The organism is Desulfoluna sp. CLI2B, from assembly GCF_056847375.1.
In genome coordinates this window covers 5,971,959-5,996,476 of sequence record NZ_CP186557.1, presented here as the reverse complement: position 1 = coordinate 5,996,476, position 24,518 = coordinate 5,971,959, and the positions used below count along the sequence as shown (strand labels likewise).

The 24,518-nt window shown below is 58.7% G+C and carries 17 protein-coding genes; 6 read left to right on the top strand and 11 right to left on the bottom strand.

The genetic code is table 11. The features are described from left to right. Positions 1–195 precede the first annotated feature (195 nt). On the top strand, positions 196–1,608 hold the full coding sequence (locus tag ACOYW2_RS27760) for a hypothetical protein (RefSeq protein ID WP_482768693.1): 1,413 nt from the start codon (positions 196–198) through the stop codon (positions 1,606–1,608). A gap of 65 nt (positions 1,609–1,673) precedes the next feature. Here the strand turns inward: ACOYW2_RS27760 and ACOYW2_RS27755 are convergent, their stop codons facing one another. After that, positions 1,674–2,525, bottom strand: coding sequence for an acid phosphatase (locus ACOYW2_RS27755; protein ID WP_482768692.1), 852 nt, complete (start codon positions 2,523–2,525; stop codon positions 1,674–1,676). 849 nt (positions 2,526–3,374) lie between these two features. On the opposite strand from ACOYW2_RS27755, the gene ACOYW2_RS27750 reads away from it, so the two are divergent. Further along, positions 3,375–4,034, top strand: coding sequence for an RIO1 family regulatory kinase/ATPase domain-containing protein (locus tag ACOYW2_RS27750; protein WP_482414440.1), 660 nt, complete (start codon positions 3,375–3,377; stop codon positions 4,032–4,034). A gap of 20 nt (positions 4,035–4,054) precedes the next feature. Here ACOYW2_RS27750 and ACOYW2_RS27745 read toward each other — a convergent pair whose 3' ends face one another. Then, positions 4,055–4,642: a methyltransferase family protein gene (locus ACOYW2_RS27745; protein WP_482768691.1), complete on the bottom strand. Its 588-nt coding sequence runs from the start codon at positions 4,640–4,642 to the stop codon at positions 4,055–4,057. 231 nt (positions 4,643–4,873) lie between these two features. Beyond that, on the bottom strand, positions 4,874–6,004 hold the full coding sequence (locus ACOYW2_RS27740) for an alpha/beta fold hydrolase (RefSeq protein WP_482414438.1): 1,131 nt from the start codon (positions 6,002–6,004) through the stop codon (positions 4,874–4,876). An 872-nt stretch (positions 6,005–6,876) separates the two neighbouring features. Between ACOYW2_RS27740 and aqpZ the strand changes: the two genes are divergently transcribed. From aqpZ to ACOYW2_RS27725, 3 genes are all read left to right on the top strand, one after another. After that, the gene (aqpZ, locus tag ACOYW2_RS27735; RefSeq protein ID WP_482768690.1) at positions 6,877–7,566 is read left to right on the top strand and encodes an aquaporin Z; all 690 of its coding nucleotides are present in this window, start codon (positions 6,877–6,879) and stop codon (positions 7,564–7,566) included. A 75-nt stretch (positions 7,567–7,641) separates the two neighbouring features. Further along, entirely contained in the window at positions 7,642–9,291 is a 1,650-nt protein-coding gene (locus tag ACOYW2_RS27730) for a sulfatase-like hydrolase/transferase (protein ID WP_482768689.1), read from the top strand. Between the two features lie 257 nt (positions 9,292–9,548). After that, the gene (locus ACOYW2_RS27725; protein WP_482768688.1) at positions 9,549–10,430 is read left to right on the top strand and encodes a DMT family transporter; all 882 of its coding nucleotides are present in this window, start codon (positions 9,549–9,551) and stop codon (positions 10,428–10,430) included. A gap of 94 nt (positions 10,431–10,524) precedes the next feature. Here the strand turns inward: ACOYW2_RS27725 and ACOYW2_RS27720 are convergent, their stop codons facing one another. Continuing rightward, a complete protein-coding gene (locus ACOYW2_RS27720) occupies positions 10,525–11,313 on the bottom strand; it encodes an iron-containing alcohol dehydrogenase (protein ID WP_482768687.1) in 789 nt (262 codons plus the stop codon). Between the two features lie 10 nt (positions 11,314–11,323). After that, entirely contained in the window at positions 11,324–11,692 is a 369-nt protein-coding gene (locus ACOYW2_RS27715) for an iron-containing alcohol dehydrogenase (RefSeq protein WP_482768686.1), read from the bottom strand. A gap of 188 nt (positions 11,693–11,880) precedes the next feature. Here ACOYW2_RS27715 and ACOYW2_RS27710 point away from each other — a divergent pair, with 188 nt between their 5' ends. After that, the gene (locus tag ACOYW2_RS27710; RefSeq protein WP_482768685.1) at positions 11,881–12,792 is read left to right on the top strand and encodes an AraC family transcriptional regulator; all 912 of its coding nucleotides are present in this window, start codon (positions 11,881–11,883) and stop codon (positions 12,790–12,792) included. Here the strand turns inward: ACOYW2_RS27710 and ACOYW2_RS27705 are convergent. The 6 genes from ACOYW2_RS27705 to ACOYW2_RS27680 all read right to left on the bottom strand — a co-directional run bounded on the left by ACOYW2_RS27705 (position 12,741) and on the right by ACOYW2_RS27680 (position 24,334). Next, on the bottom strand, positions 12,741–13,880 hold the full coding sequence (locus ACOYW2_RS27705; RefSeq protein WP_482768684.1) for a YibE/F family protein: 1,140 nt from the start codon (positions 13,878–13,880) through the stop codon (positions 12,741–12,743). The two genes, ACOYW2_RS27710 and ACOYW2_RS27705, sit on opposite strands and share 52 nt — an antisense overlap. Before the next feature lie 285 nt (positions 13,881–14,165). Beyond that, a complete protein-coding gene (locus tag ACOYW2_RS27700) occupies positions 14,166–15,617 on the bottom strand; it encodes an alkaline phosphatase (protein WP_482768683.1) in 1,452 nt (483 codons plus the stop codon). A 193-nt stretch (positions 15,618–15,810) separates the two neighbouring features. Next, on the bottom strand, positions 15,811–17,829 hold the full coding sequence (locus tag ACOYW2_RS27695) for a methyl-accepting chemotaxis protein (protein ID WP_482768682.1): 2,019 nt from the start codon (positions 17,827–17,829) through the stop codon (positions 15,811–15,813). Positions 17,830–18,512: 683 nt separating this feature from the next. Continuing rightward, positions 18,513–20,531, bottom strand: a complete 2,019-nt coding sequence (locus ACOYW2_RS27690; protein WP_482768681.1) for a methyl-accepting chemotaxis protein — start codon at positions 20,529–20,531, stop codon at positions 18,513–18,515. 363 nt (positions 20,532–20,894) lie between these two features. Then, positions 20,895–22,877 carry an acyl CoA:acetate/3-ketoacid CoA transferase gene (locus ACOYW2_RS27685; RefSeq protein WP_482768680.1) on the bottom strand — a complete coding sequence of 661 codons (1,983 nt, stop codon included), beginning with the start codon at positions 22,875–22,877 and terminating at the stop codon, positions 20,895–20,897. Between the two features lie 215 nt (positions 22,878–23,092). Beyond that, the gene (locus ACOYW2_RS27680; RefSeq protein WP_482768679.1) at positions 23,093–24,334 is read right to left on the bottom strand and encodes a NupC/NupG family nucleoside CNT transporter; all 1,242 of its coding nucleotides are present in this window, start codon (positions 24,332–24,334) and stop codon (positions 23,093–23,095) included. Between the last annotated feature and the right edge of the window lie 184 nt (positions 24,335–24,518).

Genomic DNA, 24,518 nt, shown 5'->3' with positions numbered 1-24,518 from the left:
CTGGCCGCCCCGGGCTCAGGACGACTCTTTCCTCCCCGTTTCCCCGGGAAAAATCCTTTATGCATTCGTACCATGCCATATCCCGAATCGGCGAACATTGATTTGCATCACAGACGTGATATAGCCTTTCCGGTATACAAACGATAAGTATGACGCCCGATCCGCAGAAACAACCACCAGGGGGCCCTGACCGCCATGAAAAAAATCGTCCTTCTTCTTCCCCTTCTTCTCCTGCTTAGTCCCCCCCTCCTCTCGGCCCGGGAGTATACCGGCACAGGCATCTGCCCCACCCGCAACCAGGCGGAAAAAAGAGGCCCTTCGCCTTCACCCTTTTGCGCCATCCACGTGGAGGTGGTCAGTGACTTCAGCTCCGTGGTCACCCAACGTGCCACCACGGCAGAGACCATGAAAACCAAGCACCTTCAGATCTCATCCCGCCTGCCCCTTCTGGGGGCAACAGTGTCCGTTGTGCCGTCAGGCACGGAATTTTCAGCCACGGCGCGCCTCTCCGAAGAGGCCCTGCCCCTGTATTCAAGCGAAATTGCAGTGACCCGCCGGGCCATCACACGGACCCTGGCCAAGGCAGACACCTGTAAAAGCCATGCGGAAAAAATCGCCGTGCTCGAAGAGGCCCTCACGGCCCTCGACCGGTTCCAGCGCCTCAGCCTCGTGGCCCGCCTGTTGGGAGGAGTCGCCCCTGCTGCTTCGGAGGTCACCGAAGCCGGTCTCAAAGCGCGGATCCGGAAACTGGAGCAGAAGGCGGATACCCTTGACGACGGCCTGAGGCGCATGGCCGGGCACTTCACCCAAAAAGGGATCTATATCTTTCCCCCCGCCACGGGAGCGTCCCGTGAGGTCACCCCCTTTGCAAGCGCCGTCAAAAACCACCTTTCGGTCTTCCTGGACACCTGCCCGACACCTGCCTCCGCCGCCTTCATTCTCATCGGTGAGTACACCGTCACGGGCCAGGGGATAGAGCTTACCTGCCACCTCATGGATCGGCAGCAGAACACCCTGCAAACCGCCATGGCCTGTTTTCTCCCCTCCGCCTGCCAGGGCTACCGCACGCAACCCGAGACCCTCGATTTTGAAAAGCTCATTGCCTCGGGGCTGGTGGTCTCCAGCGACTTTTCCGTGGATATCAAGACTGCCGACGGACGAACCGACCTCCTTTACACATCCGGTGAGTCCATCACCCTGCTCATCAGGATGAACCGGCCGGGCTACTTCTACCTCATGGGCCACGCCTTCAAGGAAAACCCGTACACCTACCTGGTGGAGCTCAACGATGCCCCGGGGGACCGCAGGTTCATCTCCTACGTGGGCCCGGACGATGCCGGGAAATGGATCGAACTCGGCGAATTCGAAGCTGTGGCCCCCTTTGGGGTGGAGACCGTTCAAATCTATGCCGCCACAGGCGACCTTGAAGCAAACGTCCCCAGCACCTTCCAAGACCCGACCACCGGCCTGTTCAAGGTCGGCAGCCCTGAAACGGGAGGCTCATCCCCTTCCAAGGCCGTGGCGGCCACCCGGGGCCTCATGCGAAAAAAGAAGAAAAAGGCCGCACACGCCGAAGCAAGCCTGACCATCACCACCATGGCACGATAACCCTTCTTTTTCATGAAAAAACGGCCACAGCAGGCGCAACAAACCGTTTCATTTACCGGTAACCATCAGGGAAGGGGATACCTTGTCAGGGTCTCGGCCTCGGCTTCGCAGTCGCCGGACGGGGCAAGTCCCTTGGCCACAGCCACGGCATACTCGGCCTTGGCCGCTGCCAGATCCGCGCAGAACGTCGGGTCGGCGTGCAGCTTCGCCACGGTAGCCGCCCCCATGAACCGCCCCTCCATCACGTCACTGTACCAATGATAGTTACAGATAACCCGACTCTCCCCAAAGGCCCTGCCGCGGGCAATGATCCTGTCGGAGCGTTCCGGGGCAATCTCGGTGAGAATCAGCGCCCAGGCCCACCCAATGGCGGTGTGACCCGACGGATAGGACCCGTCGTTTTTCAAATGGTCCTCATCCTTGGGAAAACAGGTGGGCTCTGCCTTCGCCGCAAAGGGGCGCACACGCTTGTAGTGGTCTTTGGCCGTGTAGGTGGACAGGCCCGCATCGGCCAGGCTTCGCCTCAACAGGCGATACAGATAGGGGGTTTCCTCTTTTGTAATGGCGATCCCCAGGGCACAGGAGAAGGTCTCGGCCGCGGCGGGAAACATCAACTCCGCATCCACGGCAGCCAGCTCCCAGCGAGGCGTATCCACAAATTTACTGCTTCGCTTCTGAACATCGGTGTCCAAGCCAAAGGCGGCGGAACCCTCTTCCGGGGGAAGGGGAATCAGGGCCAGACTGTTGGGCAGGGCTTCCGAGGGCAGGTACCCTTTAAGAATTCCCGGCTTTATCTCGGGAACGTCTGCCATGGGTGGGGGTGTGTCGGCCGTTGCACAGGCAGACAACAAAACAGCCCCCATCAGCAAAAGCATGGCACGTCGAAAGAACATCCGGAATCCGTCAGTCATCTTCATAGAAACCTCCAAGTCCTTTTTGTCATTCCATCGTGGATTCATGCATGCCTCCGATAAAGAGACAAAGAAAACGCAAAGACAGAGCACTCACGGATGCCGACGGGCAGCGTTCGGAAAATCGGCATGTGGTCTCCGCATGATGCAGGAAAGGCCGTCTCTCATGGACGGGCACACTCAGAATGGCCGCGTGAATGGGTTGTCAATGATTTGACAACAGGTTATGGCAGGAATAGCAGGATGATAAACAGAGTACCCTTAGTGCCTGATAAAAAACAACAAAAAAAGAAAGGCCGCCCCTGTGCGGGAAGTTCCCGATGAGAATGCGCCCCCGTTCTCGGGGGGTGCTTGAACCCGGATTAAAAGGAGGGTATAATACCCCCCATGGTGCCTTGGCCCCCGTCCCGTTTGGAAGCACAAGACAGCCAACGACACGGCAGCAAAAGGGCACCATAGACATACGGTTGGACACGAAATCAGAAGAGTGTTTCGGGCACGCCCGGGACGACGACCGTGCACCGCAAGGCACGCAACCTGCGTCATCGATCTTCAGCAATACCCTCCCAGCATGTAGGCACAGCCAGTACACACCGGACCTGACCGTTCATCAGGGTGACGCATCACCCATGGCAGGAGCCCATTTGCCTCGGTAACGAGTCGCCACCTTTTACCCGGCAGGTTTACCATGTTCTCTTTTAAAACCACGCAGTTTCAGGGCCTTCCCTGCGGTTCTGCCTCACGCCGCCGCACCTGCGGGCCAGGGCATGGAGCCGTTGTGCCGCTACTGACGGAAGACCATGAACCGATTTATATATCCAACCAACCACACCATGCAGAAAAAGGCCAAAAACCATGGGAAAATCGTTTACTCGACGAGATTTGGAATCCGGTGAGTACAAGGTCATTTCCAAAGGACGATGGGGCAATGCGCAGCTCTATCAATACACCCAGGGGCAAACCACCTGGGTTGTCAAAGACTTCTCCCGCTGCCCCCCGGTCATCAAAAAAACCTGGGGCCGCCTGATGGCCAAAAGGGAATTTCTGGCCCTGAAAAAACTCAAAGGCCTTGACGGCATCCCTGCCGACCCGTTTTTTCTGGATATGTATGCGGTGTGTTATCAGTACCAGCCCGGTACAACCTTGAAGGAAACGCCTGCGGAGTTGATCAGTGATGACTTCTTTTTTGAATTTGAAGACCTGGTGAAACGCATGCATCGGCACAACATGGTCCACCTGGATATCCGAAACCACCGGAACATCCTGGTGACGGACAAGGGGCGCCCTGCCCTTTTGGATTTCCAGTCCAGCCTGAACCTGGAAAACACCCCCCGGGCCCTGCACAAGCTCATGAAGGACATTGATTTGTCCGGGGTTTACAAAAACTGGCGCAAAAAGAAACCCGGCTCCCTGGACAGAGCCCGGCAGGAGCACCTGGACGCCTTGAATCGCATTCGCTTTTTATGGTTCCTCAAGGGCTACCCCTTGAGCACAAAAGCAGGCCGCAGGGCCTGACCTCGTCCCTGGGGCTCCCCTCAACCGGATTGGAGAAGAACAGAGACAAAGAGAAGGGCATAAAGCAGACAGGGAAAGGCAATGTTGGTCACCACGTTGTTCTGAACGATACTTTCCCTGTTGAAAGACCACAGCCCTGCCGGGTCAAACCGCTTCATCCCCGGGCGGTACGGGCGCACATCCCGGCAATAGGACGTGTACTCCTCCCCGAACAGATCTTCCAGAATCCGCTCTTCACGCCTTACCCTGTTGACCATGTAAAAATAGTAGACAATGGAAAACCCTGCCAGCCACCAGGGGCTCCCGGTTACCATCACGATGCCGAACACAAACAGAAACCGCCCCAGGTACATGGGGTTTCTTACAAACATATACGGTCCGGTGACCGTGAGACGTTTCCGGGTTTTGATGGTGGACATGCACCACAATTGAATCAGTTGCCCCACCACCGACACCAGCAGACCGGGCACAAACCAGCCGGGCTCGACCCGGACAAGCAGCAATACGAAAAGCAGCCCCCCCAGGGGGACCCGCAACGCAAGGAAGATTTTTCTCAATGACTTGTTGTTGAAAAGAACATGGATCGGGCCTGCGACATTTTCCGGCATGACACCCCCCTTAAATGGTGATTTTCGCTCTTTTTTCAACAGCACTGTTTTTATGATATCAATCCCTCAACAAGTCAAACTCTTTTTCGTAACGGCCTATTGCCCAGCGCACCGGAGCCGGTAGGTAACCAAAGAAAAGGGAGAAAAGATGGGGGGGGGCATGGAAGTCGGGTAACCACCCGGCCCGTGCGAAACTGGCGCACAGACCGGATGGTATGGGGAGGGGAAAAGTTATTCGAAGGACGCGATAAAGGACTTGATCCGTTCGATCGCCTTGGTGCGGATGGTGTCCTCTTCGCAGAGGATTTCATGGTATGCGGCATGCTTTCCGTTGATATCCGCATCAAACCGGACGTACTCCCTCAGCACACCGGGCCGGAGCCCGTCCGCGAAGGTCTCGTGGCCTTCGGATGTGGTAAAATGATCGTCCACCGCCTCAAACAGCAGAAGCGGCGTGTTGATTTTCCAGGCATTGCGACGGAGTTTGAAAATGGCGGCATAGCCCTCTTCCAGCCAGCGCCAGGTCACACCGATGATGGCTCCGCCCGCAAGGAGCTCCGGGTGCTCGGAAAGGTACTCCTCATTGACCAGCCATCGCTTGTAGCTGTGGGTGACAGCCTCGGTGAAAAACCGCTCCTGTCCCTCCTCGTAACCCACGTCCTGCCCGAAATCTTCGGGGGCCTCCTGCTTCAGGCCATACTCTTTTCCCTTGCCGGCAATGACCTTGCCCAGGGCCAGGGCGTATCCGGCTTCATCGGACATCTTGATGAAGTCTTCGGTGTTGATCCCCTGCATGGGCGCGCACAGCACGGCCCCGTCAAAGACGTTCGGGTACTTTTCCAGGTAAAGGCTCCCGATGCCCCCGCCCATGGAGTGGGCCACGAGAAAGAGTTTCTCATGCCCGTCCCGCCTCCGGACGATGTTGCTGATCAGGTAGTTTGCATCTTCCACGTAGTCGTCGAAATCCTTTACATACACCTTCATGGGGTCGGGAAGCAGCCGGCCTGAGGCTCCGTGTCCTCTGTGGTCCAGGAGATAGATGGCGCACCCCGTATCCTTCATGTCGTAGACAAACTCAGCGTACTTGGTGAGGTTCTCGGATTTGCCGTGAAAAATGACGATGGCCCCTTTGTCCGAGTCTGTCTGAAAGGCCCTGTAAGCGATGTCCACACCGTCGACACCAGTAAAGTACCCCTCTTCGCCCGTCTCGAAATACGGCATGACCGTTGATCTGTAATACTCCCTGTGGAGGGCAACCTCCTCCTGGGTATCGATGTCGAACACCTCTTTGCACCCTACGCCCGTGAACATGACACCCACCACGAGCAACACGGCGCACAACCTTGAAATACGATAATTCATGGACAATCCCTCTGTATTGCATTGATATATGGTTCTACATGCCGTCGGGGCGCGAGTTTACAGCCTCCGACGTTCTCCCTTATACGCAACCTTGTTCTTGCCTTGAACACATTCGCGCCGAAGGACTCAAGCGCCCTCAAACAAACAATGTTTTGCGGATAGCCAACAAAATCCACCCGGCCCGAATGTTCATAACTCAACATCCAATGTTCGTAATATTACATCACAACAGAAAGAGTGTGTATACTCGTTTTTTATCAATACGGGAACAAAAAAACGATATCACCCCACAGAAAAGATGAAAACAGCGCCACTCGAGCCATAGATAAAAGGGTATTTTCAGCGTCTGGAACCACGGAGAGAAAACCACAAAAAAACCTTTAGATTGGCAACGAAGACGATCCCAGGCGTCTCACCCAACACCCAGAGCATCGACAATTCCCCGCATCCGGCAACTAGTACACGCCTGCAGCGTGACAAAGGACTGATGTATAGCCAAGAACCGTCGCACCTTATTTTCGAATTCGAAAAAAGACGAGCCAACCTTCGGGCAAAGTGCGACACCGAACCATTGGCAGAAGGTGGGAAAACCCGGCAGCCCATATCACACCGCGGGATGCCCCACTCACCTGCGCCGGTAAGGCCTTGCCAAAACACACCCTTAAGTATAAAATATCATTCCAAATCAAACCGCCACACCGGCCTTCCCCAAGCGCCCCGGCGTAACACCTACCAAGCCCCATGCCCCAGAGCCCCTCCAGCCAACCGGCTGTCCGCCAGGCAGTGGCAACATCAAGGCACACCCCTTTTCTTTTTCCAGCCCAACCCTATGCATGTTTTTGTGAACACCCTTACCCGCAAAGGAGCACATCATGAAAGCGTACGGCGCAGAATTTATCGGCACATTCTGGCTGGTTCTCGGCGGATGCGGAAGCGCTGTCCTGGCAGCGGCATTCCCGAATGTGGGAATCGGCCTGCTGGGGGTCTCCCTGGCCTTCGGCCTCACGGTTCTGACCATGGCCTTTGCCATCGGCCACATCTCCGGGTGTCACCTCAACCCGGCTGTGTCCTTCGGCCTCTGGGCCGGGGGCCGGTTTTCGGGAAAAGAGCTGGTGCCCTACATCGTGGCCCAGGTTTTCGGCGCCATTGCCGCAGGAGGAATCCTTTACCTCATCGCCAGCGGCAAACCCGGCTTTTCCCTGGCCGACGGGTTTGCGTCCAACGGATACGGAGCGCACTCACCCGGAGGATACAGCCTGCCCTCGGCCCTGGTATGCGAAGTGGTCATGACCGCCATGTTCCTCATTGTCATCCTGGGTGCCACGGATCCGCGCGCCCCCAAAGGTTTTGCCCCCATTGCCATCGGCCTGTGCCTTACCCTGATTCACCTGATCAGCATCCCGGTGACCAACACCTCGGTGAACCCTGCCCGCAGCACGGGTGTGGCTGTGTTTGTGGGCGACTGGGCGGTGACCCAGTTGTGGCTCTTCTGGGTAGCCCCCATTATCGGCGGTATCCTCGGCGCCACACTGTATCGCCTTATCGGCCGCAACGATGCCTGAATGACGTGAGCCCTGCTGTAACCACCACGGTGAAAAAGCCACCCACCTTAACCTCAGACATACAAGGAGCGTATCATGCGACTCGCAAGACTAATCGGTTTGACAGTCATCGCTTTGTCCATGGGGACCTTTGCCTGCGCCAGCGGCATTGTGCATGACGGCGAATACAATTTCGTCAAAGCCCAACACGTTGACGCATGGGCGGAACAGGACAAGCAAATTGACACAAAGCTGGCAGAAATCAGGGAGAAAAATGGAGGAAAGCGGCCCAACATCCTCTACATCCTCATTGACGACGTGGGATTCGGGGAGTTCGGCATTCCCGAACTCAACTATGTGCGCGGTACCCAGACCCCGCGCATCAACAAGCTGGCCGACGAAGGGCTCTCTTTTATGCGCATGTACACCGAGCCATCATGCACACCGACCCGCACGGCGGTCATGACGGGGCGCCACCCCGTTCGAGCCGGACTCAAAGAGGTCAAGGTGGCCCTTATCGGCGAAGGGCTTCCCAAAAGCGAGGTAACCATTGCCGAGGTGCTCTCCAAGGCTGGGTATGCCACGGTTCATATCGGCAAATGGCATCTGGGCGACATCAAGGAGTCCTACCCCCACAACCAGGGATTCGATTTTGCCGCTTTCCCCCTGCATCAACAGGCACAGCTCTCCTTGATGACCGAAGACGCCGAGCAGGCCAACTCTTTGACCGGCCATGCAAAAAGCTCTTACACGGACAAATTTGCATTGGACAATAAATTCAAACCCGTTGGTCTTGTCACCGGCGTTGAAGCGTACAAGGGCAAGGATGCCCATGAGGTAGGGATGGAGGCCGGAGAGCAGTGGACCCAGAAGAAGTACAATGAAATGAACCAGCGCTACCAGACACAGGTGCTGGAGCAATTGCGAGCCCTTGCCAATCAGGAGAAACCGTTCTTCCTTCAGTACTGGCCCCTGATCCCGCTCAACTTCGTCCGCAGCGACCGAGAGCAGTTCCAAACGCTCAACGGCGGCACCATGGTGGAGAGCATGAACCAGCTTGACGGATGGGTGGGTCAAATCCTCGATGAACTGGACACCCTCGGCCTCGCAGACAACACGCTGGTAGTCCTCATGGGAGACAACGGTCCATTTCTGATGGGATACCAAGAAATCACGGGTATGAGCGACATGATCTACCGCGGTGGCAAATTGGACCACCTTGAAGGCGGGGTCCGAGTCAATGCCTTTGCCCGGTGGCCTGCGGGCATCAAACCCGACACCCTGGCAGGGGACATGATCCACGTCTGCGACCTGTATACGACCTTTGCCCGCTTAGGGGACGCCACCAAATACATCCCCACGGACAGGATCATCGACGGCATCGACCAGACCGCCCTGCTCATCGAAGGGGAAGGGAACGGCCGCAGGGACTATGTGTACATCTATGAGGGGGTTGTCCTGCGCTCCATCGTCAAACAAAAATTCAAGATGCACATGCCGGCCCCCGGCGTGCCAGGAGCCGCCGCACCGGTCTTTGACCTCGCACGGGACCCCCGCGAAATGACCCCGCTTATCAAGGCGGCATTGTGGTCGGGTGCCAGTTTTCAGGACATGCTCACACGGCACATGATGGGCATCAAAAAATACCCCCACGCCAAGATCGGCAAAGGCAAGCCCTATGAAGGCATAGACAACTTGCGGCCTGAATCCCTGGAGACCGTTGAAACCTTTATGTCATGGCATTGACATAGCCAGACCCGAAGGGGCGGGGAGGCCGCAAGTCGGGCTCTCCGCCCTTTTGCTTTTCGTGTGCCTGCGCCGGAGGCAGAACCGTAGAGCCCCCCACATCTCCCCACCCCCCGCAATTTTGTTCAAACCTCAACGATGGTTTCCTGTTATAGTCCCTTTCCACACCCCAGAGTTGCGCAATCCGCTTTCGAGGCTCACACCTCATCGCCGGAGGCGTGTTTTTTTTGCCTGAGCATTAGAAGGAACCACAAGCCATGACATCACACAAAAGCCACCTCCCCCTTCTCATTTTTGCTGTTTTGGGCGTTGTCTGGGGGAGCAACTTTATCTACATGAAAATGGCTGTGGACCTGATCACCCCCGGTCAGGTTGTGCTCTACCGGGTATGTTTCGGCTTCCTTCCTGTCCTGGCCTATGCAGGGGTCAGGCGGGACATGCGCCTTGCCCACGCCCGCCATGCGCACCACTTTCTGGTGATGTCGGTTCTGGCCACGGCGTTCTACTACTACTGCTTTGCCAAAGGGGCCAGCCTGCTGCTCTCGGGCATTGCCGGGGCCGTCAGCGGAGCCATCCCCCTCTTCGCCTTTGTCATGGCCATTGTCTTTATCCCCGAAGAAAAAGCCACGGTGCGCAAACTGTGCGGCGTGCTCGTGGCCCTTGCCGGGGTGGTGCTCATCGCAAGACCGTCGGGCCAGGAGGTGCTCACCACCAATCTGGAAGGAGTCGGCTACATGGTGGCAGGATCCCTGGGAGTGGGGGCGTCCTTTGTGTATGCCCGAAAATTCATCGTCCCCCTGCACATCCCGGCAGCCGCCCTCACCACCTATCAGCTCGGCTTCGGCCTTCTTATCCTGACCCTTGCCACGGACACCTCGGGCATCGGACGCATCTGGACCTCCCCCCACGCCTCAGCGGGTCTCGTCGTGGGCCTGGGCCTTTTGGGAACCGGCCTGGCCTACATCCTCTATTACTACATCGTGGACACCATGGGGGCGGTTGCGGCCTCTTCCGTCACCTACCTGCCCCCGGTGGTGGCCCTTTTTATCGGCGTTCTCCTCGTGGGCGAACCCATCACGCCCGCAGACTTTGCGGCCACGGGCATGATCTTTGTCGGAGTGTTTCTTCTTAAGGAATAACGATGGAACCCATAAAAACGAAAGAGCCTCAAGAGACATCTTTTTGTTTTTTTCCCCAGCCGCCAGGGACGCTTTGGCAGCCCTTTAAGAAGAACTATGCTCCGTTGAGGGCATGGGCCAGGATCTGGCGGCTCACCTCGGGGGTCACGTCCCCGGTCTCGGACAGGGCCACCATGCCGTGGGCTTCCAGGGCTTTCACCACGTCATCGATCTTGTCTTCGGTCACCCCGTAGTCGGAGAGCCGGGTGCGGATGCCCAGGGATTCGAAAAAGGCCCGGGTCCTTCCGATGGCTTCGTCAATGCGGCCCTCCTCATCCCCTTCGGTGATACCCCACACCCTTTCGGCATACTGGAGCAACTTGGCTCGCTTCTGCTCCTTTCTCAAGGTCCAGATGGAGGGCTGAAGCACAGCCAGGGTCTTGCCGTGGTCGATGCCGAACATGGCGGTGAGCTCGTGGCCGATCATGTGGGTGGTCCAGTCCTGGGGCACCCCTGCGCCAATGAGCCCGTTCAGGGCCATGGTGGCGCACCAGACAAGGTTGGCCCGGGCGTCGTAATCTTCGGGGTCTGCCAGGGTCTTTTCCCCCACCTCGATGAGGGTCTGGAGGATGCCTTCGGCGGTTCGGTCCTGAAAACCTGCCGATACGGGGTAGGTGACGTACTGCTCCACCGTATGGATAAAGGTGTCCACGATGCCGTTGGCCACCTGGGTGGGAGGCAGAGTAGCGGTCAGGGTAGGGTCCAGAATGGAAAATACGGGGAAAGACAGGGGACTGAACACAGGGAATTTACCCTTGTTATGGCTGATGACGCCGCCGGAGTTCATCTCCGATCCCGTTGCAGGAAGGGTCACCACCGTGCCCAGGGGAAGGGCCTTCTCCACCGGTACCGGGTCAACCTGCAGGCCGAGAGCTCTTCGGGTACTGCTTCTTAAAGCCGGAGGCCAGGGCCACGAACTTGGTGCCGTCCATCACCGAGCCGCCCCCCACAGCCAGAAGGAAATCGACCTTCTCGGCCCTGACAACCTCCACGGCCTTCATAAGGGTGGTATATTTAGGGTTCGGCTCGATGCCGCCAAAGGTCACCACGTCCCGCTCTTTCAGGGCTGTTGTTACTTTCTCCAGGGTCCCGAAGCGCTTTACGCTGCCGCCCCCGTAAAGGACCAGCACCTTGGCCCCTTTGGGGACGAGGGTGTCCAGTTCTGCCAGTCTGTCCTTGCCAAAAACAATACGTGTCGGGTTATAAAAATCAAAATCAAGCATGGATGCATTCTCCCATTGGGGTTTCAGTTTATTGCTGTAAATACAATAATACATCGCCTTTTTATTGGAATACACAATCCTCGCGAAATCATGCCCATTCCTGCTTATCAAAGCAGAACCAGGCTCTTTATGGTAGACTGTTTTTTATCCCGGACACCAGGCAACGGTCACAAGCGCAAGGAAGCACCATGACAAAAACCGCAGAACTCATGAACAGGCTCGCACCCTCGGTGGGGCTCAACGCCACCCGTCTTGACGGCGTGCGAATCTACAAAGCCACCCAAAGCTCACCACGTTCCCCCCTCCTCTACACCCAGGGCATCATCATCGTTGGGCAGGGGAAAAAACGGGTCTTCTTAGGGGAGACGGCCTACGAATACACCCCGGACCGCTATCTGGTCATGTCGGTTCCCATACCCGCGGAATGCGAAGCCCCGGCAACCGAAGAAGAGCCCTTTCTGGCCATGCTCATCGACATCAACCTCGCCCACGTGAGCACCGTCATCGGCAAAATGGGAGATCATCTTCCCCCCTTTGCCGACACCGGCGACACCAACCGGGGGCTTTTCCTGGCCGAGGCCGATGCCCCCTTCAAAGAGACCACCGCCCGCCTTCTCAGGGCCCTGACCTCTCCCATGGAGGCCGAAGTACTCGGAGACGCTCTCCTTAAGGAGCTGTTCTTCCGGGTCATGTGCGGAGACAACGCCGCCTCCCTCTACGCCCTGGCCGTAAAAAACACCCACCTGTCCCGCATCGACAAGGTCCTCAAACAGATCCACAGCCACTACCACCGCCCCATGGACGTGGACCAGCTCGCCGGGCTGGTGAACATGAGCCCGTCGGCCTTTCACCGCGCCTTCAAAGAGGTCACCGCCTCTTCCCCCATCCAGTACATCAAAAAGGTCCGACTCAACAAAGCCCGGGACCTGCTGGTCCTCTCCGGTGCACGGGTCAACGAAGCCGCCACCCGGGTCGGCTACGAGTCCCCCACCCAGTTCAGCCGGGAGTTCAAACGCTATTTCGGGGAGAGCCCGGTGGCCTTCAGCAATCAGGCGGCCCGCGCCACAGCGTCACAGGCTGGCGCAGCACCCCGCCTGTAGATCACCGCCCCGCACATGGCGGTAAAGGGGGCCACGGTCACAAGGCCGATGCTGCCGGAAAGGGTATGGATGATCTCGGAGGAGACCCACGGGGTGTTGAGCATGACGGACAGAGGCACGTTCTGGGCCATCATGGCCATAAGAAGGGAGGTAAAGCCGCCGGAGTAGGCCAAAAGCAGGGTGGTGGTCATGGTTCCGAGAACGGAGCGCCCCACCCGGAGACCGGAACCCATGAGGGCCACGGGAGAGAGGGTGGCGTCCACACGGGCGACCTCGGCCATGCTGGCAGAAATATCCATGGCAAGGTCCATCACGGCCCCGGATGAGGCAAGGAAAATCCCTCCGATAAAAATCAGGGAGAGGGAAAGATCGGCGTGCCCGGCGTAAAGCAGGGCCTCGGAAAAAGGTTTCACGGCCCCGTTGAGGTGAATGGCCTTGCCCGCCACAAGGGCAATAAGGCAGGTGGCAAGAATCCCCAGGGTGGCCCCGCAAAAGGCGGTGAGCCCCAGACGGTTGAGGCCGCCCACCAGAAAGATCACGGAAAAATTAAGGATCATCACCACCCCGAAGGAGACGAGTAGAGGGTTCCACCCCGCCAAAAGAGCTGGAATCATTGCCTTCCAGATCATGGCTCCCGTCAGCACAAAGGAGATCAGGGCCCGGGCTCCGGTCTCTCCCCCCGTGATGAGGAGCAGCCCGAAAAAAAGGGCCACCATCACCCAGAGCCCCGTAAGCCGGTAATGGTCCCGCGGGGTCACGTGAAGAATCTCTCCGTCTTCCCCCACGGTTAGGACGGCAAGCATGCTGTCCCCTTCCCCGTAAAAGGCGTCGAGCTCCAGCTTGCCCATGAGGTTGGAGGCGGCCGAAACAACCTCTCCGGCATAGGGCCCGTTTTCCACCCGCAACTCCAGCTTCTGGAACCCGGTCTTGATGAGCCCGTGCTGCAACACCTGGCCGTTGTCTGCGGAAAGCACCGTGGCCCTGCATCTCACCCCGCCGTCATCGGGCCTGTCCGCAGGCCAGAGAAGCAGCACCAGGGTCACCAGCACAAACACGCCCAGGGAAACCCGCTCCCGTTTTTTTGTCATCTTCACCACCCTTGGTTCGCGAATGCTCCAACCCTCGTGCCTCGGGTTGTCGCATTCGCTTACGGGCTGCGCCCGTGATTAAAGGAATTATTACGGATACAGTCACGCGAAGCCTCCGGCGGCCCTGCCGGGGGCCACACTTTTATAAAGTTTGACAAACAGGTCTAAAACAAGCCTTTCCAGGCTCCGTCGAAGCATTAGTCCAACAGGACAGTTTTTTGCTGAGCTTTTTTTCAAAAAAGCGACCCGCCGGAGGCAAGCTGAATGGTTTCCATCGGGTTTCCCTTAAAGATTCATGACGCGGGCGATCTTCCTGGCGATGTCGGTGTTGTCGTAGCTGCCGCCGAATAGGGTGGCCCCTGGGCCGGAGGCGGAGGTGAGGACGGGCACGCCGGTGTGGGAGTAGGTGGTCCAGCCGAGGCCTGCCTTGCGGTTGAGAAGGTGGGTCAGCTGCATGGTAAAGGGGTCGTAGCTGCCGTAAAGCATGTAGTCGGCCATGCCGGGTTTGAGGGTTTCGCCCCGGAGGCTGGCGTCAAAGGCACGCTTGAGTTCGGCCACTTCAAAGGGTTTCAGGGCAAGGGGGCCGTCGGCGTCCGGGGCCAGGCCGAAGTGGGCCTTGACCAGCTTCATGGCCGCCTCGAAGCTCCCCTTTTTCTTAAGGTGATCCGCAAAAACGTCGTCGAAAAAGGCCTGGTGGCTTTTGGTCTGGCGATTCATGAGGCTGTAGGAGGTGGCGTACTTGGTGCCGGAAAACCCTAAGGCAAGTCCCCCGCACTCATGGTCCCCGGTGACCACGATGAGGGTTTCGCCGGGGTGCATTTGGGCAAAGGAGGCGGCCACAGCCACGGCGTCGTCAAATGCCAGGGTGTCCTTGACGGCGGCGGCTGCGTCGTTGGCGTGGCAGGCCCAGTCGATCTTGCCCCCCTCCACCATGAGGAAAAAACCGGCCTCTCCGTCCAGGAGCTCCACGGCCTTTTCCGTGAACTCGGCAAGGCTCACGTCTTTTCGGTTCCGGTCCATGTCGTAGGGCAGGGCCTTGCCGTCGGGCAGGCGGGGGTTTACGGCGATGACTTTGCCCGAGCCCTTTTTAAGGTCCATGATTTCCCGCCTGGTGTCCGCCACGGTAAACCCGTTGGCCTTTGCCGCGGTCAGGGCATTGCCCCGGGGCGCCTCGGACTTTTTCCCCTCGGGGTCCTTCATGCCTCCCCCGCCAAAAAAATCCATGTCGCTTTCGGCCAGGGCGTGGTCGATCTCATGGTACATGCTCCGGGAGGGCTCGTGGGCGTAGAAGGCCGCAGGCGTGGCGTGATCGATGGAGACACTGGAGACGATCCCCACCTTATAGCCCCTGCCCTTGGCCCGCTCGGCCAGGGTGGCCACCGGCCGAAAGGAAGGGTCCACCCCGATGCACCCGATGTTGGTCTTCACCCCTGTGGCCATGGCCGTTCCTGCGGCGGCAGACCCCGTAATGAACCGATCCGCCGCATGGGTGGAGGTGACCCCGTGCACGGGCATGGCCTCCATGACCAGGCGCCTCTCTTTGCCGCAATCCTTGAGAAACTCCGTGGCTGCGGCGCGCTGGGGCATGCCCAGGCCGTCCCCGATAAACAGAAACACATATTTCGCCTTCTCCCCTTTGGCGCCCGGCAACGGAGCCGCTGTCGCTGAAACAGCAAAAAGCCCTGCGACAAGCACAGTGGTGGCGATGAGGATAGACAAACGACGACATGGTGACATGGGGTCCTCCCGTGATGGAATGGGTAAATAAAAGGAGCGCTGCCATGGGCTCATGCGCGCTCTTTTGTCACGGGAGACTATTATGAAAGGATGTTCGGATTGTGTGAGTGTTTGGTGATGATCCGTTGAAAAGAGCCATGGGCAGGGAACCGCTGGCCATGGGCTCCCTGCCGGTTGCAAAGTACTCCTGTTTTCAGACCTTGAACTGCCCCACCACCGAATTCAACCCACCGGCAAGCCGGGAGAGATCTTCCGAGCGGTCATGGACCGTGCTGCTGCCACCGGTAAGCTGATGTGCCGAGCGACTCACAGCCCCCATGTCCCGGGCAATCTCTTCGGCCACACCGGAGCTCCGGGCCACCTGGCTGTTCACCTCCTGAAGGCCCGCCGATGCCTGGGCCAGGTTTTCGGCTATCTCCCCCGTGGAGACGGACTGCTCTTCCACGGCTGCCGCGATGGCGGCCACCAGCTCACTGACCTCCTCAATGACCGTTGAGATGCGATTGATCCCCTCCACCGACTGCACGGATGAGGCCTGCACCCCGTCGATGCGGGAGCGAATCTCCCCGGTGGCCTCGGCGGTCTGAGCCGCCAGGGCTTTGATCTCTCCGGCCACCACGGCAAAGCCCTTGCCTGCCTCTCCGGCACGGGCCGCCTCGATGGTGGCGTTCAGGGCCAGGAGGTTGGTCTGCTCGGAGATCTCGGTGATGGTCTCCGTGACCTTGCCGATCTCTGCTGCGGCCTGGCCCAGGGCATCCATGTTTTCCCTGGCCCCATGGGCCTGATCAACCATGTCCGAGGTCACACCCCGTGCCTTTTCCGAGCGTTCGGCGATCTCGGCAATGGTGGATCGCATCTCTTCGGTGGCCGCTGCCACGGTGTTGACGTTGGTGGCCGTCTGCTCGGACGAAGCCGCGACACTCACCATGACGGCGCTCATCTCTTCGGCGGACCGGGTGACGCCCCCTGCAAGCTCATTCATCTCACCGGCTCCGCCGGACATCTCATCCGACAACCCGGAGAGCTCTGCCCCAGCCTCGGTGACCTTCTCCGCGTGCAGGGAGAGCTCCCGGATGATGGCATGGATCTTCTCCACAAAGGCATTGAACCACGTGGCAAGAGTCCCAAGCTCATCTTTGGATGACACCTCAAGGCGACGGGTCAGATCCCCTTCCCCTTCGGCGATATCCCGCAGCATGTCAGAGGTGCGGTTGAGGGGCCGGGTAATGGCATTGGCAAACAGAAAAGCAAGCCCCACAAACAGGGCGAGAAGGGCCCCGCCGATGGAAACCACCGCAACCACCATGTTGTGCCCGGAGGCCATCACTTCGTCCTTTTCGATAACCCCCACATACTTCCACCCCAGCCCGGGTGAGGTGTAGACACAGGCATAGTACACGATCCCGTTTTTCTCCAGCTCCGCATGCCCCCCGGACATGCGGCCAAGGGTATGAAAGACAGGGTGATCCAGCTCCGACATCTTTTTAAAATTCGTCTCCGGGGTCTTGGGATTGGCCAGGATGGTCCCGTCCTCCTGGGCGAGCATGGCAAACCCGCGCTTGCCGATCTTGATGTCCAGGACCATCTTTGTGAGGTTTGTCAGTGGTACATCGATCCCCGCCACCCCCACCAGCGCCCCCGATGGGTCAAAGGCCGGTGCCACCACAGAGATAACACCGGCCATGGTGCCGGTGCCGGTCAAACTCTGGTACGCCGGGGTAACAGAAGGAACCCTCTCCTCGACGGCACCCTGATACCAGCCCCTCTTGCGCGGATCGTAGCCGGCGGGCAAGGCGCCTTTATTCGACGACACAAACCCGCCCCAACGGGTTCCAAAAAACACCTCGTAAAACGCGTCGTTGGATGCCTGCACCCCCGTCAGGGCCCGATAGATCTCAGCATTGACCCGCCCCTCTTTTTCCGGGTCGGCGGAGTGCTCCGGAGCCCCCGGAAGATAGCTCAGCACCGAGCTGTCCGCCCCCTTCAACTCCGGCCTGGCCGCCACGTACGCCACCGATGTTTTCACCATGTCCGCGAACTGGACCATGGCGTTGTCCAGCTGCTTGAGCTCACGGGTTGTTGAATCGACGAAATTCGCCTCGGAGATGGTGTTCACTTTCACCACGGTCACCGCACAGATCACCGCCACGGGAATCAATGCCACGAGAGAAAACGCAGCAATCAACTTTGTCTTGATTGTCAGATAGCTCAAAAAAAACTCCTTCATTTCAAATCCATTGAACCTGTCGATATTCCCTAAGCATTAAGAAACACGACCCCTTCCCACGGGATGGCCCAATTTCATATCGGACCGGAGCTAGAATTCTTTAATATTATTTTGCACACCATACAAATCAATCAAATAAAACGCATGCGCTATGCATACAGGCACATAATCAAACCCTTGAGATACAGTAATTAAGCTATTTCGTTTTCACTGCGACACAAGCGAAACCCCTTCGCCCAACACCACGCACCGACGCAAAAAAAAGGCCCGGCGATTCTCAAAAATCACCGGGCCCTTCCACATGGACGCAGATATGTCTCTTTGCATGCGACCCCATGCAGCAATCAGGCAGGGGCCACCTTTTCCTGATCGCCTACAGGACGGTCAACGCATTTAAAAAATCAGTTGCCTCCGGCGGGTCGCTTTTTGAAAAAAGCTCCGCAAAAATTTTTCGGTAATCAAGTCGCTTATCTTCATCCCCGCAGGGGCTGAAGATAAGCGACTTGATAAGTTAGAAAAGAAGAGGGGCTATGCCCTGTAGGGACGCCTCCGCAAAAAACAAAACCTGTTTGTCAAACTTTTCAAAAGTTTGGCCCCCGGCAGGGCCGCCGGAGGCAAAAATCTAAATGCGTTAACCCTGCCTGCCAAACATCCCATCAGGCCATCCGTCACACCTTGAACTGCCCCACCACGGAATTCAGCCCACCGGCAAGCCTGGAGAGATCTTCCGACCGGTCATGGACCATGCCGCTGCCGTAGGACAGCTGATGTGCCGAGCGACTCACAGCCCCCATGTCCCGGGCAATCTCTTCAGCCACACCGGAGCTTCGGGCTACCTGGCTGTTCACCTCCTGGAGCCCGGCCGAGGCCTGGGCCAGGTTTTCGGCAATCTCCCCGGTGGACACAGATTGCTCTTCCACGGCTGCCGCAATGGCGGCCACCAGCTCACTGACCTCCTCGATGACCGTTGCGATGCGATTGATCCCCTCCACCGACCGCGCGGAAGAGGACTGCACCCCGTTGATACGCGAGCGGATCTCACCGGTGGCCTCGGCGGTCTGGGCCGCCAGGGCCTTGATCTCCCCTGCCACCACGGCAAACCCCTTGCCTGCCGATCCGGCTCGGGCCGCCTCAATGGTGGCGTTCAAGGCTAGAAGGTTGGTCTGCTCGGAGATCTCGGTGATGGTCTCCGTGACCTTGCCGATCTCTGTGGCGGCCTGGCCCAGGGCATCCATGTTTTCCCTGGCCCCATGGGCCTGATCAACCATGTCCGAGGTCACATCCCGTGCCTTTTCCGAACGCTTGGCGATCTCGGCGATGGTGGCCCGCATCTCTTCGGTGGCAGACGCCACCGTATTAACGTTGGTGGCCGTCTGCTCCGACGAAGCCGCCACACTCACCATGACGGCGCTCATCTCCTCGGCGGACCGGGTGACGCCCCCTGCAAGCTCATTCATCTCACCGGCTCCGCCGGACATCTCATCCGACAACCCGGAGAGCTCGCCCCCAGCCCCGGTAACCCTCTCAGCATGCTGGGAGAGCTCCCGAATAATGGTGTGGATCTTCTCCACAAAGGCGTTAAACCACGTGGCAAGGATCCCCAGCTCATCGCTGGAGTCAACCTCAAGGCGACGGGTCAGGTCCCCTTCCCCTTCGGCGATATCCCGCAGCATTTCGGAGGTGCGGTTGATGGGTCGGGTGATGGCGTTGGCGATGAAAAAGGCAACCCCCACGAACAGGGCAAGAAGCACACCGCCTATGGCAACCACCGCAACCACCAGCTTGTGCATGGAGGCCATGACCTCCTCTTTTTCGATGACGCCGACGTACTTCCATCCAAGCTCCGGCGACGTGTACACACAGGCGTCGTAGGCCACCCCATTCTCCTCCAGCTCCACCCGGCCCTCGGACATGCGGTCAAGGCTTGCGAACACCGGATGGTCCAGCTCCGACATCTTTTTGAAATTTGTCTCAGGGGCCTTGGGGTTGGCCAGGATGGTCCCGTCCCCCTGGGCAAGGAGGACAAACCCGCGCTTGCCGATCTTGATGTCCAGGGCCATGGTGGTCAGGTTTGTCAGCGGCACATCGATTCCCACAACGCCCACCAGCTCCCCCGAGGGGTCGAAGGCAGGTGCCACAAAGGAGATCCCCCCTGCCCGAACACCGTCAGCTCCCATGCTCTCGTACGCCGAAGTGACCGCTGCAGCCTTTGTCTCGGCGGCGGCCGTGTACCACTCCCTTTGACGCGGGTCATATCCCTTGGGCGGCACGGCTTTCTGGGACGACACAAAACCGCCCCACCGGCTCCCGAAGAACACCTCATGGAAGGCGGGGTTGGAGGCCTCGATCCCTGCCAGCATGTGATACATCGCGCTGTTCACCGGCCCTTCCCGCTCCGGGTCGTTGGAGTGGGCCACGGCCCCCGGAAGGTAGTTCAACACCGAACGATCCGCCCCCATAGCCTCCGGCCGCGACGCCGCATACCGCGCCGACGTCTTCACCATGTCGGCGAACTGCACCATGGCATTGTCCAGCTGCTTGAGTTCGCGGGTCGTGGAATCGACAAAATGGGCCTCGGAGATGGTGTTCACCTCCACCAGCGTCACCGCGCAGATCACTGCGACGGGAATAAGTGCCACGAGGGAAAACGATGCGATCAACTTTTTCTTGATGGTTAAATAGCTCAAAAAGAAACTCCTTTACATCGAATCAATTGGGCTCGCCGCCTTTCCCTGTGTCCCCGGAAAAGAGCTCCTGAACCGCGAGCCGGTCTCCATTCATATCGGACGAAAATAAAAATTTCTTAACCGCACCCTTATTCCTCAGACCTTAAAAGAGCACCCACTTTCGACAATAATAACAAGATATTTAAACGAGACACCCCTGCCACTCTTTTTTCTAACTACCCCGCCGCAACCTCAGAAAAACCCACCAAATTCCAATAAAAAATTATCACACCTCCATTTTCCTAATGCTCAACAAAAAAAAGCCCGGTGGTCTGCGATGACCACCGGGCTTGTGTGCTCCCTTCTTTTCGCAAGGCTCCTACTTCAGCGCGTCAGAAGCCTCCAAAAGTGTTTCGGGAACAGTACGGGCGAAAGATTTCTCGCCTTGAGGGAATCCCCCATCTTCATCCGCATAAAGGTACTGGTGGTGTAGCGCGTCACGTCGGAGTAGAAGCGGTTCATGAGGCTTTTCACCATGTCCATGTACTCATCAATGAGTTCGGGGGAGATATCGAAGTTGTCGTAATTCACGATGGCCTTGACCCTGTGCCCCACCGGCGACAAGATGGCCGCCACCTGCTCGTCGATGGTGTGGATTTCATGGCGGGACCGGATGGCCAGGCCCTCGAAGTTGACGTAAAAGACCTTCTGTTCCACGTCATAAACCAGCCGCTGATCAATGGGGATGGAGAGGAGTTCGTCCTTGAGCCCCATGGGCTCCGGGGCGAAAATCCGGGGATCCATGGTCCGGGGCGTCTCTGGGATCAGGGGCCGGAAATCCATCTGGGCCAGGATGTCCCGCTCCAGGTCGATGCCCGGGGCAATCTCCGTCAGCACCAGCCCCTCGGGGGACAGGGTGAACACGCATCGCTCGGTGACATACAGGACCGGGTTTCCGGTCTCTGTGGCGACATGCCCTGAAAAGGTGATCTGCTCCACGGCATCCACAAATTTTCTCACCTTCCCCTCCTGATCGATACACAGGGCCCCGTCACAGACAGACACCTTGAGCCCCCCTGCGGTGAAGGTGCCCACGAACACAATCTTCTTGGCGTTCTGGCTGATGTTGATAAACCCGCCGCACCCGGCGAGCCTCGGGCCGAACTTGCTGACGTTGAGGTTGCCGGCCCCATCGGCCTGGGCCAGGCCCAGGACCGTGATATCCAGGCCGCCCCCGTCGTAGTAATCGAACTGATAGGGCTGGTCAATGATGGCATCCACGTTGGCGGCGGCCCCGAAACTCAGACCGCCTGCAGGGATACCACCTATGACCCCCGGCTCTGCGGTGAGGGTCATGTAATCGAAGACGTTCTCCTCGGCGGCCACGTTGGCAACCCCCTCGGGCATACCGATCCCCAGGTTCACCACGCTGTTGGGGATCAGCTCAAAGGCGGCCCGCCGCGCAATGATCTTTCGCTCATCCAGGGCAAGGGGCTTGATGGAGGAGAGGGGTACCCGAAACTCCCCGGCAAAGGCGGGGTTGTAGGGGACGTCAAAGGTCTGCATGTGGTTTTCCGCCTGAGTCGCCACCACCACGCAGTCCACCATGATGCCCGGGATCTTCACGTCCCGCTGCCTCAAGGCCCCTTTTCCGGCGATGCGCTCCACCTGGGCGATGACGAAGCCGTCGTTGTTTTTCGCGGCGATGGCAAGGGAAAGGCTCTCCAGGGTCAGGGCCTCTTTTTCCATGCTGATGTTCCCGTCCGGGTCGGCGGTGGTGCCCCGGATAATGGCCACGTCAATGGGCTGGGTTTTGTAGGCCAGGTACTCTTTGCCGTCAAAGGTCACGAGCTCCACCAGCTCCTCGGTGGTGCGCCCGTTGATTTTGCCCCCGCCGTTGCGGGGGTCGATGTAGGTGCCAAGGCCCACCCGGGTGATGGTCCTCGGCTTGTGGGCCCCTGCGTCCCTCAGCATATGGGCCAGGCAGCCCTGGGGAAAGTTGTAGGCTTCGATCTTGTTGTCCATGGCCAGCTTCTGCAGCTTGGGGATCAACCCCCAGTGCCCGCCGATGGCCCGTTTCACAAGGCCCTCGTGGGCCAGGTGGTTGGCCCCCCGGTCCCTTCCGTCCCCCTGTCCCGCAGCAAAGTAGAGGGTCAGCGCCTCAGGGGACCCGGTGGAGAGGAAGCGCGACTCCAGGGCCATGGCCACCTCTTCGGCAAACCCGCTCCCCACGAAGCCACCCAGGCCGATCACGTCGCCGTTCTGGACGATCTCCACGGCTTCCCGGGCCGTCACCACCTTGTTTTTGTGAATAGGCCCAGGCTCCAGGCCGGCGTTAAAGGGATGAGACAGCGTGTTTTTTTCCATCCTGTTCTCTCCTTGTTTTGCACGTGAAGGCAAGCCACTTCAAAAACAGAAATCAACACATCCGACACCAACCGATCCGGTAGACCACGGGGCATCGCCCATAGCCACAACCAGAACAACACATTGATCATACACAAAAAATTCAACAGCGCAACAACCGAAGCCGGGATCCCGACCAGCCGGGTGCGTTCACACGCCCTTTAGGAAGAATCCTTTCATGACACCATGATCCCCACCATGGCTCCGGTCATCAAGGTGGTCAGGGTACCGGAGACAATGGACTTCAGACCGAGGCCCACAATCTCCTCCCGGCGCTCCGGGACCATGGCGTTGAGCCCGCCCAGCATGATGCCCAGGCTGCCGAAATTGGCAAACCCGCAAAGGGCATACGTCATGATGAGCTGGCTCCGGGGGGAGAGGGTCCCCTCGGGAAGGTTGGCCAGCCGGATGTAGGCCAGAAGCTCGTTGAGAACGGTCTTTACCCCCATGAGGCTCCCTGCCGCCGGGGCTTCGGACCAGGGAATGCCCATGAGCCAGACCAGGGGTGCCATGAGCCATCCCAGGACCCGCTGCAGGGTCAGGGGCTCGCCCCCCAGCCCCGGCAGAAATCCCATGCCCTGATTGATCAGGTGCACCAGGGCGATGAGAACCAGGAGCATGGCCGTGACATTGAGGAAAAGGGTCAGCCCGGCCTGGGTACCCTGATTGACGGCATCCATGCTGCTGGAGACGGTTTGCTCAGGGACAAGGGCACCCGACGTAACAGCCTCGGTTTCCGGCACCATGAGCCGTGCCACCATCAGGGCAGCAGGCACGCTGATAAGCGACGCAGTGAGGATATGCCCCAGGGCGCCGGGAAGAATGGTGCCCACAAACCCTGCGTAAAGGACAAGGACCGTGCCGGCCACGGTGGCCATGCCGCAGGTCATGACGGCAAAGAGCTCGCTTCGGGTGAGCTGGGCCAGATAGGGACGGATCAGCAGCGGGGCCTCCACCATGCCCACAAACACGTTGGCCGCAGCCCCCACCCCCAGGGCACCGCCCACGCCCATGCTGCGCGTCAGGAGCCAAGAGAACCCCTGCACAATCCTGGGCAGGATGCCCCAGTAGAAGAGCAGGGAGGAGAGGGCACTCATCACAAGAAGAATGGGAAGGGCCCGAAAGGCCAGGATAAAATCTGCTCCGGGCACGCCCGATTCAAAGGGAAGGGGCCCGCCCCCTAAGTACCCGAACACAAACCCCGTGCCCGCCTGGGTGGCCTCCTCCAGGGCCAGTACCACCCCGTTGAGGGCAATAAAAACATCCCGGAACACGGCCCATTTCAACAACAGAAAGGCCAGAGCCGCCTGAAGCCCCAGGCCCATGAGAATGTTGCGCCCCTGGGACACCCGGCGCTGTTCACTTATCCCCCAGGCCATGGCCGTCAATACCAGCACCCCAAACACACTTTGCAGCATATCCTCCCCCATCCCATACATGTCGCCCACAATTAACCTGCCAACTCCCCGGTATCCCGAAAAGCTTCCCTCCATGTGACCAAGGCACAAAAAAGTGCCTGCTTGTCCCGCGTCGCCCCGCTTCCTATACTGTCCACAGGAAACAAGACCGAGAACAGGCCCTCGGCCAAACGCATATCACACA

What these genes read in the sequence shown, in the direction of transcription:
- ACOYW2_RS27700 (WP_482768683.1), bottom strand. Translation starts at nt 15,617, where the DNA reads ATGTCACCATGTCGTCGTTTGTCTATCCTCATCGCCACCACTGTGCTT.
- aqpZ (WP_482768690.1), top strand. Translation starts at nt 6,877, where the DNA reads ATGAAAGCGTACGGCGCAGAATTTATCGGCACATTCTGGCTGGTTCTC.
- ACOYW2_RS27750 (WP_482414440.1), top strand. Translation starts at nt 3,375, where the DNA reads ATGGGAAAATCGTTTACTCGACGAGATTTGGAATCCGGTGAGTACAAG.
- ACOYW2_RS27705 (WP_482768684.1), bottom strand. Translation starts at nt 13,880, where the DNA reads ATGACAAAAAAACGGGAGCGGGTTTCCCTGGGCGTGTTTGTGCTGGTG.
- ACOYW2_RS27740 (WP_482414438.1), bottom strand. Translation starts at nt 6,004, where the DNA reads ATGAATTATCGTATTTCAAGGTTGTGCGCCGTGTTGCTCGTGGTGGGT.
- ACOYW2_RS27725 (WP_482768688.1), top strand. Translation starts at nt 9,549, where the DNA reads ATGACATCACACAAAAGCCACCTCCCCCTTCTCATTTTTGCTGTTTTG.
- ACOYW2_RS27715 (WP_482768686.1), bottom strand. Translation starts at nt 11,692, where the DNA reads ATGCTTGATTTTGATTTTTATAACCCGACACGTATTGTTTTTGGCAAG.
- ACOYW2_RS27730 (WP_482768689.1), top strand. Translation starts at nt 7,642, where the DNA reads ATGCGACTCGCAAGACTAATCGGTTTGACAGTCATCGCTTTGTCCATG.
- ACOYW2_RS27760 (WP_482768693.1), top strand. Translation starts at nt 196, where the DNA reads ATGAAAAAAATCGTCCTTCTTCTTCCCCTTCTTCTCCTGCTTAGTCCC.
- ACOYW2_RS27745 (WP_482768691.1), bottom strand. Translation starts at nt 4,642, where the DNA reads ATGCCGGAAAATGTCGCAGGCCCGATCCATGTTCTTTTCAACAACAAG.
- ACOYW2_RS27710 (WP_482768685.1), top strand. Translation starts at nt 11,881, where the DNA reads ATGACAAAAACCGCAGAACTCATGAACAGGCTCGCACCCTCGGTGGGG.
- ACOYW2_RS27755 (WP_482768692.1), bottom strand. Translation starts at nt 2,525, where the DNA reads ATGAAGATGACTGACGGATTCCGGATGTTCTTTCGACGTGCCATGCTT.
- ACOYW2_RS27680 (WP_482768679.1), bottom strand. Translation starts at nt 24,334, where the DNA reads ATGCTGCAAAGTGTGTTTGGGGTGCTGGTATTGACGGCCATGGCCTGG.
- ACOYW2_RS27685 (WP_482768680.1), bottom strand. Translation starts at nt 22,877, where the DNA reads ATGGAAAAAAACACGCTGTCTCATCCCTTTAACGCCGGCCTGGAGCCT.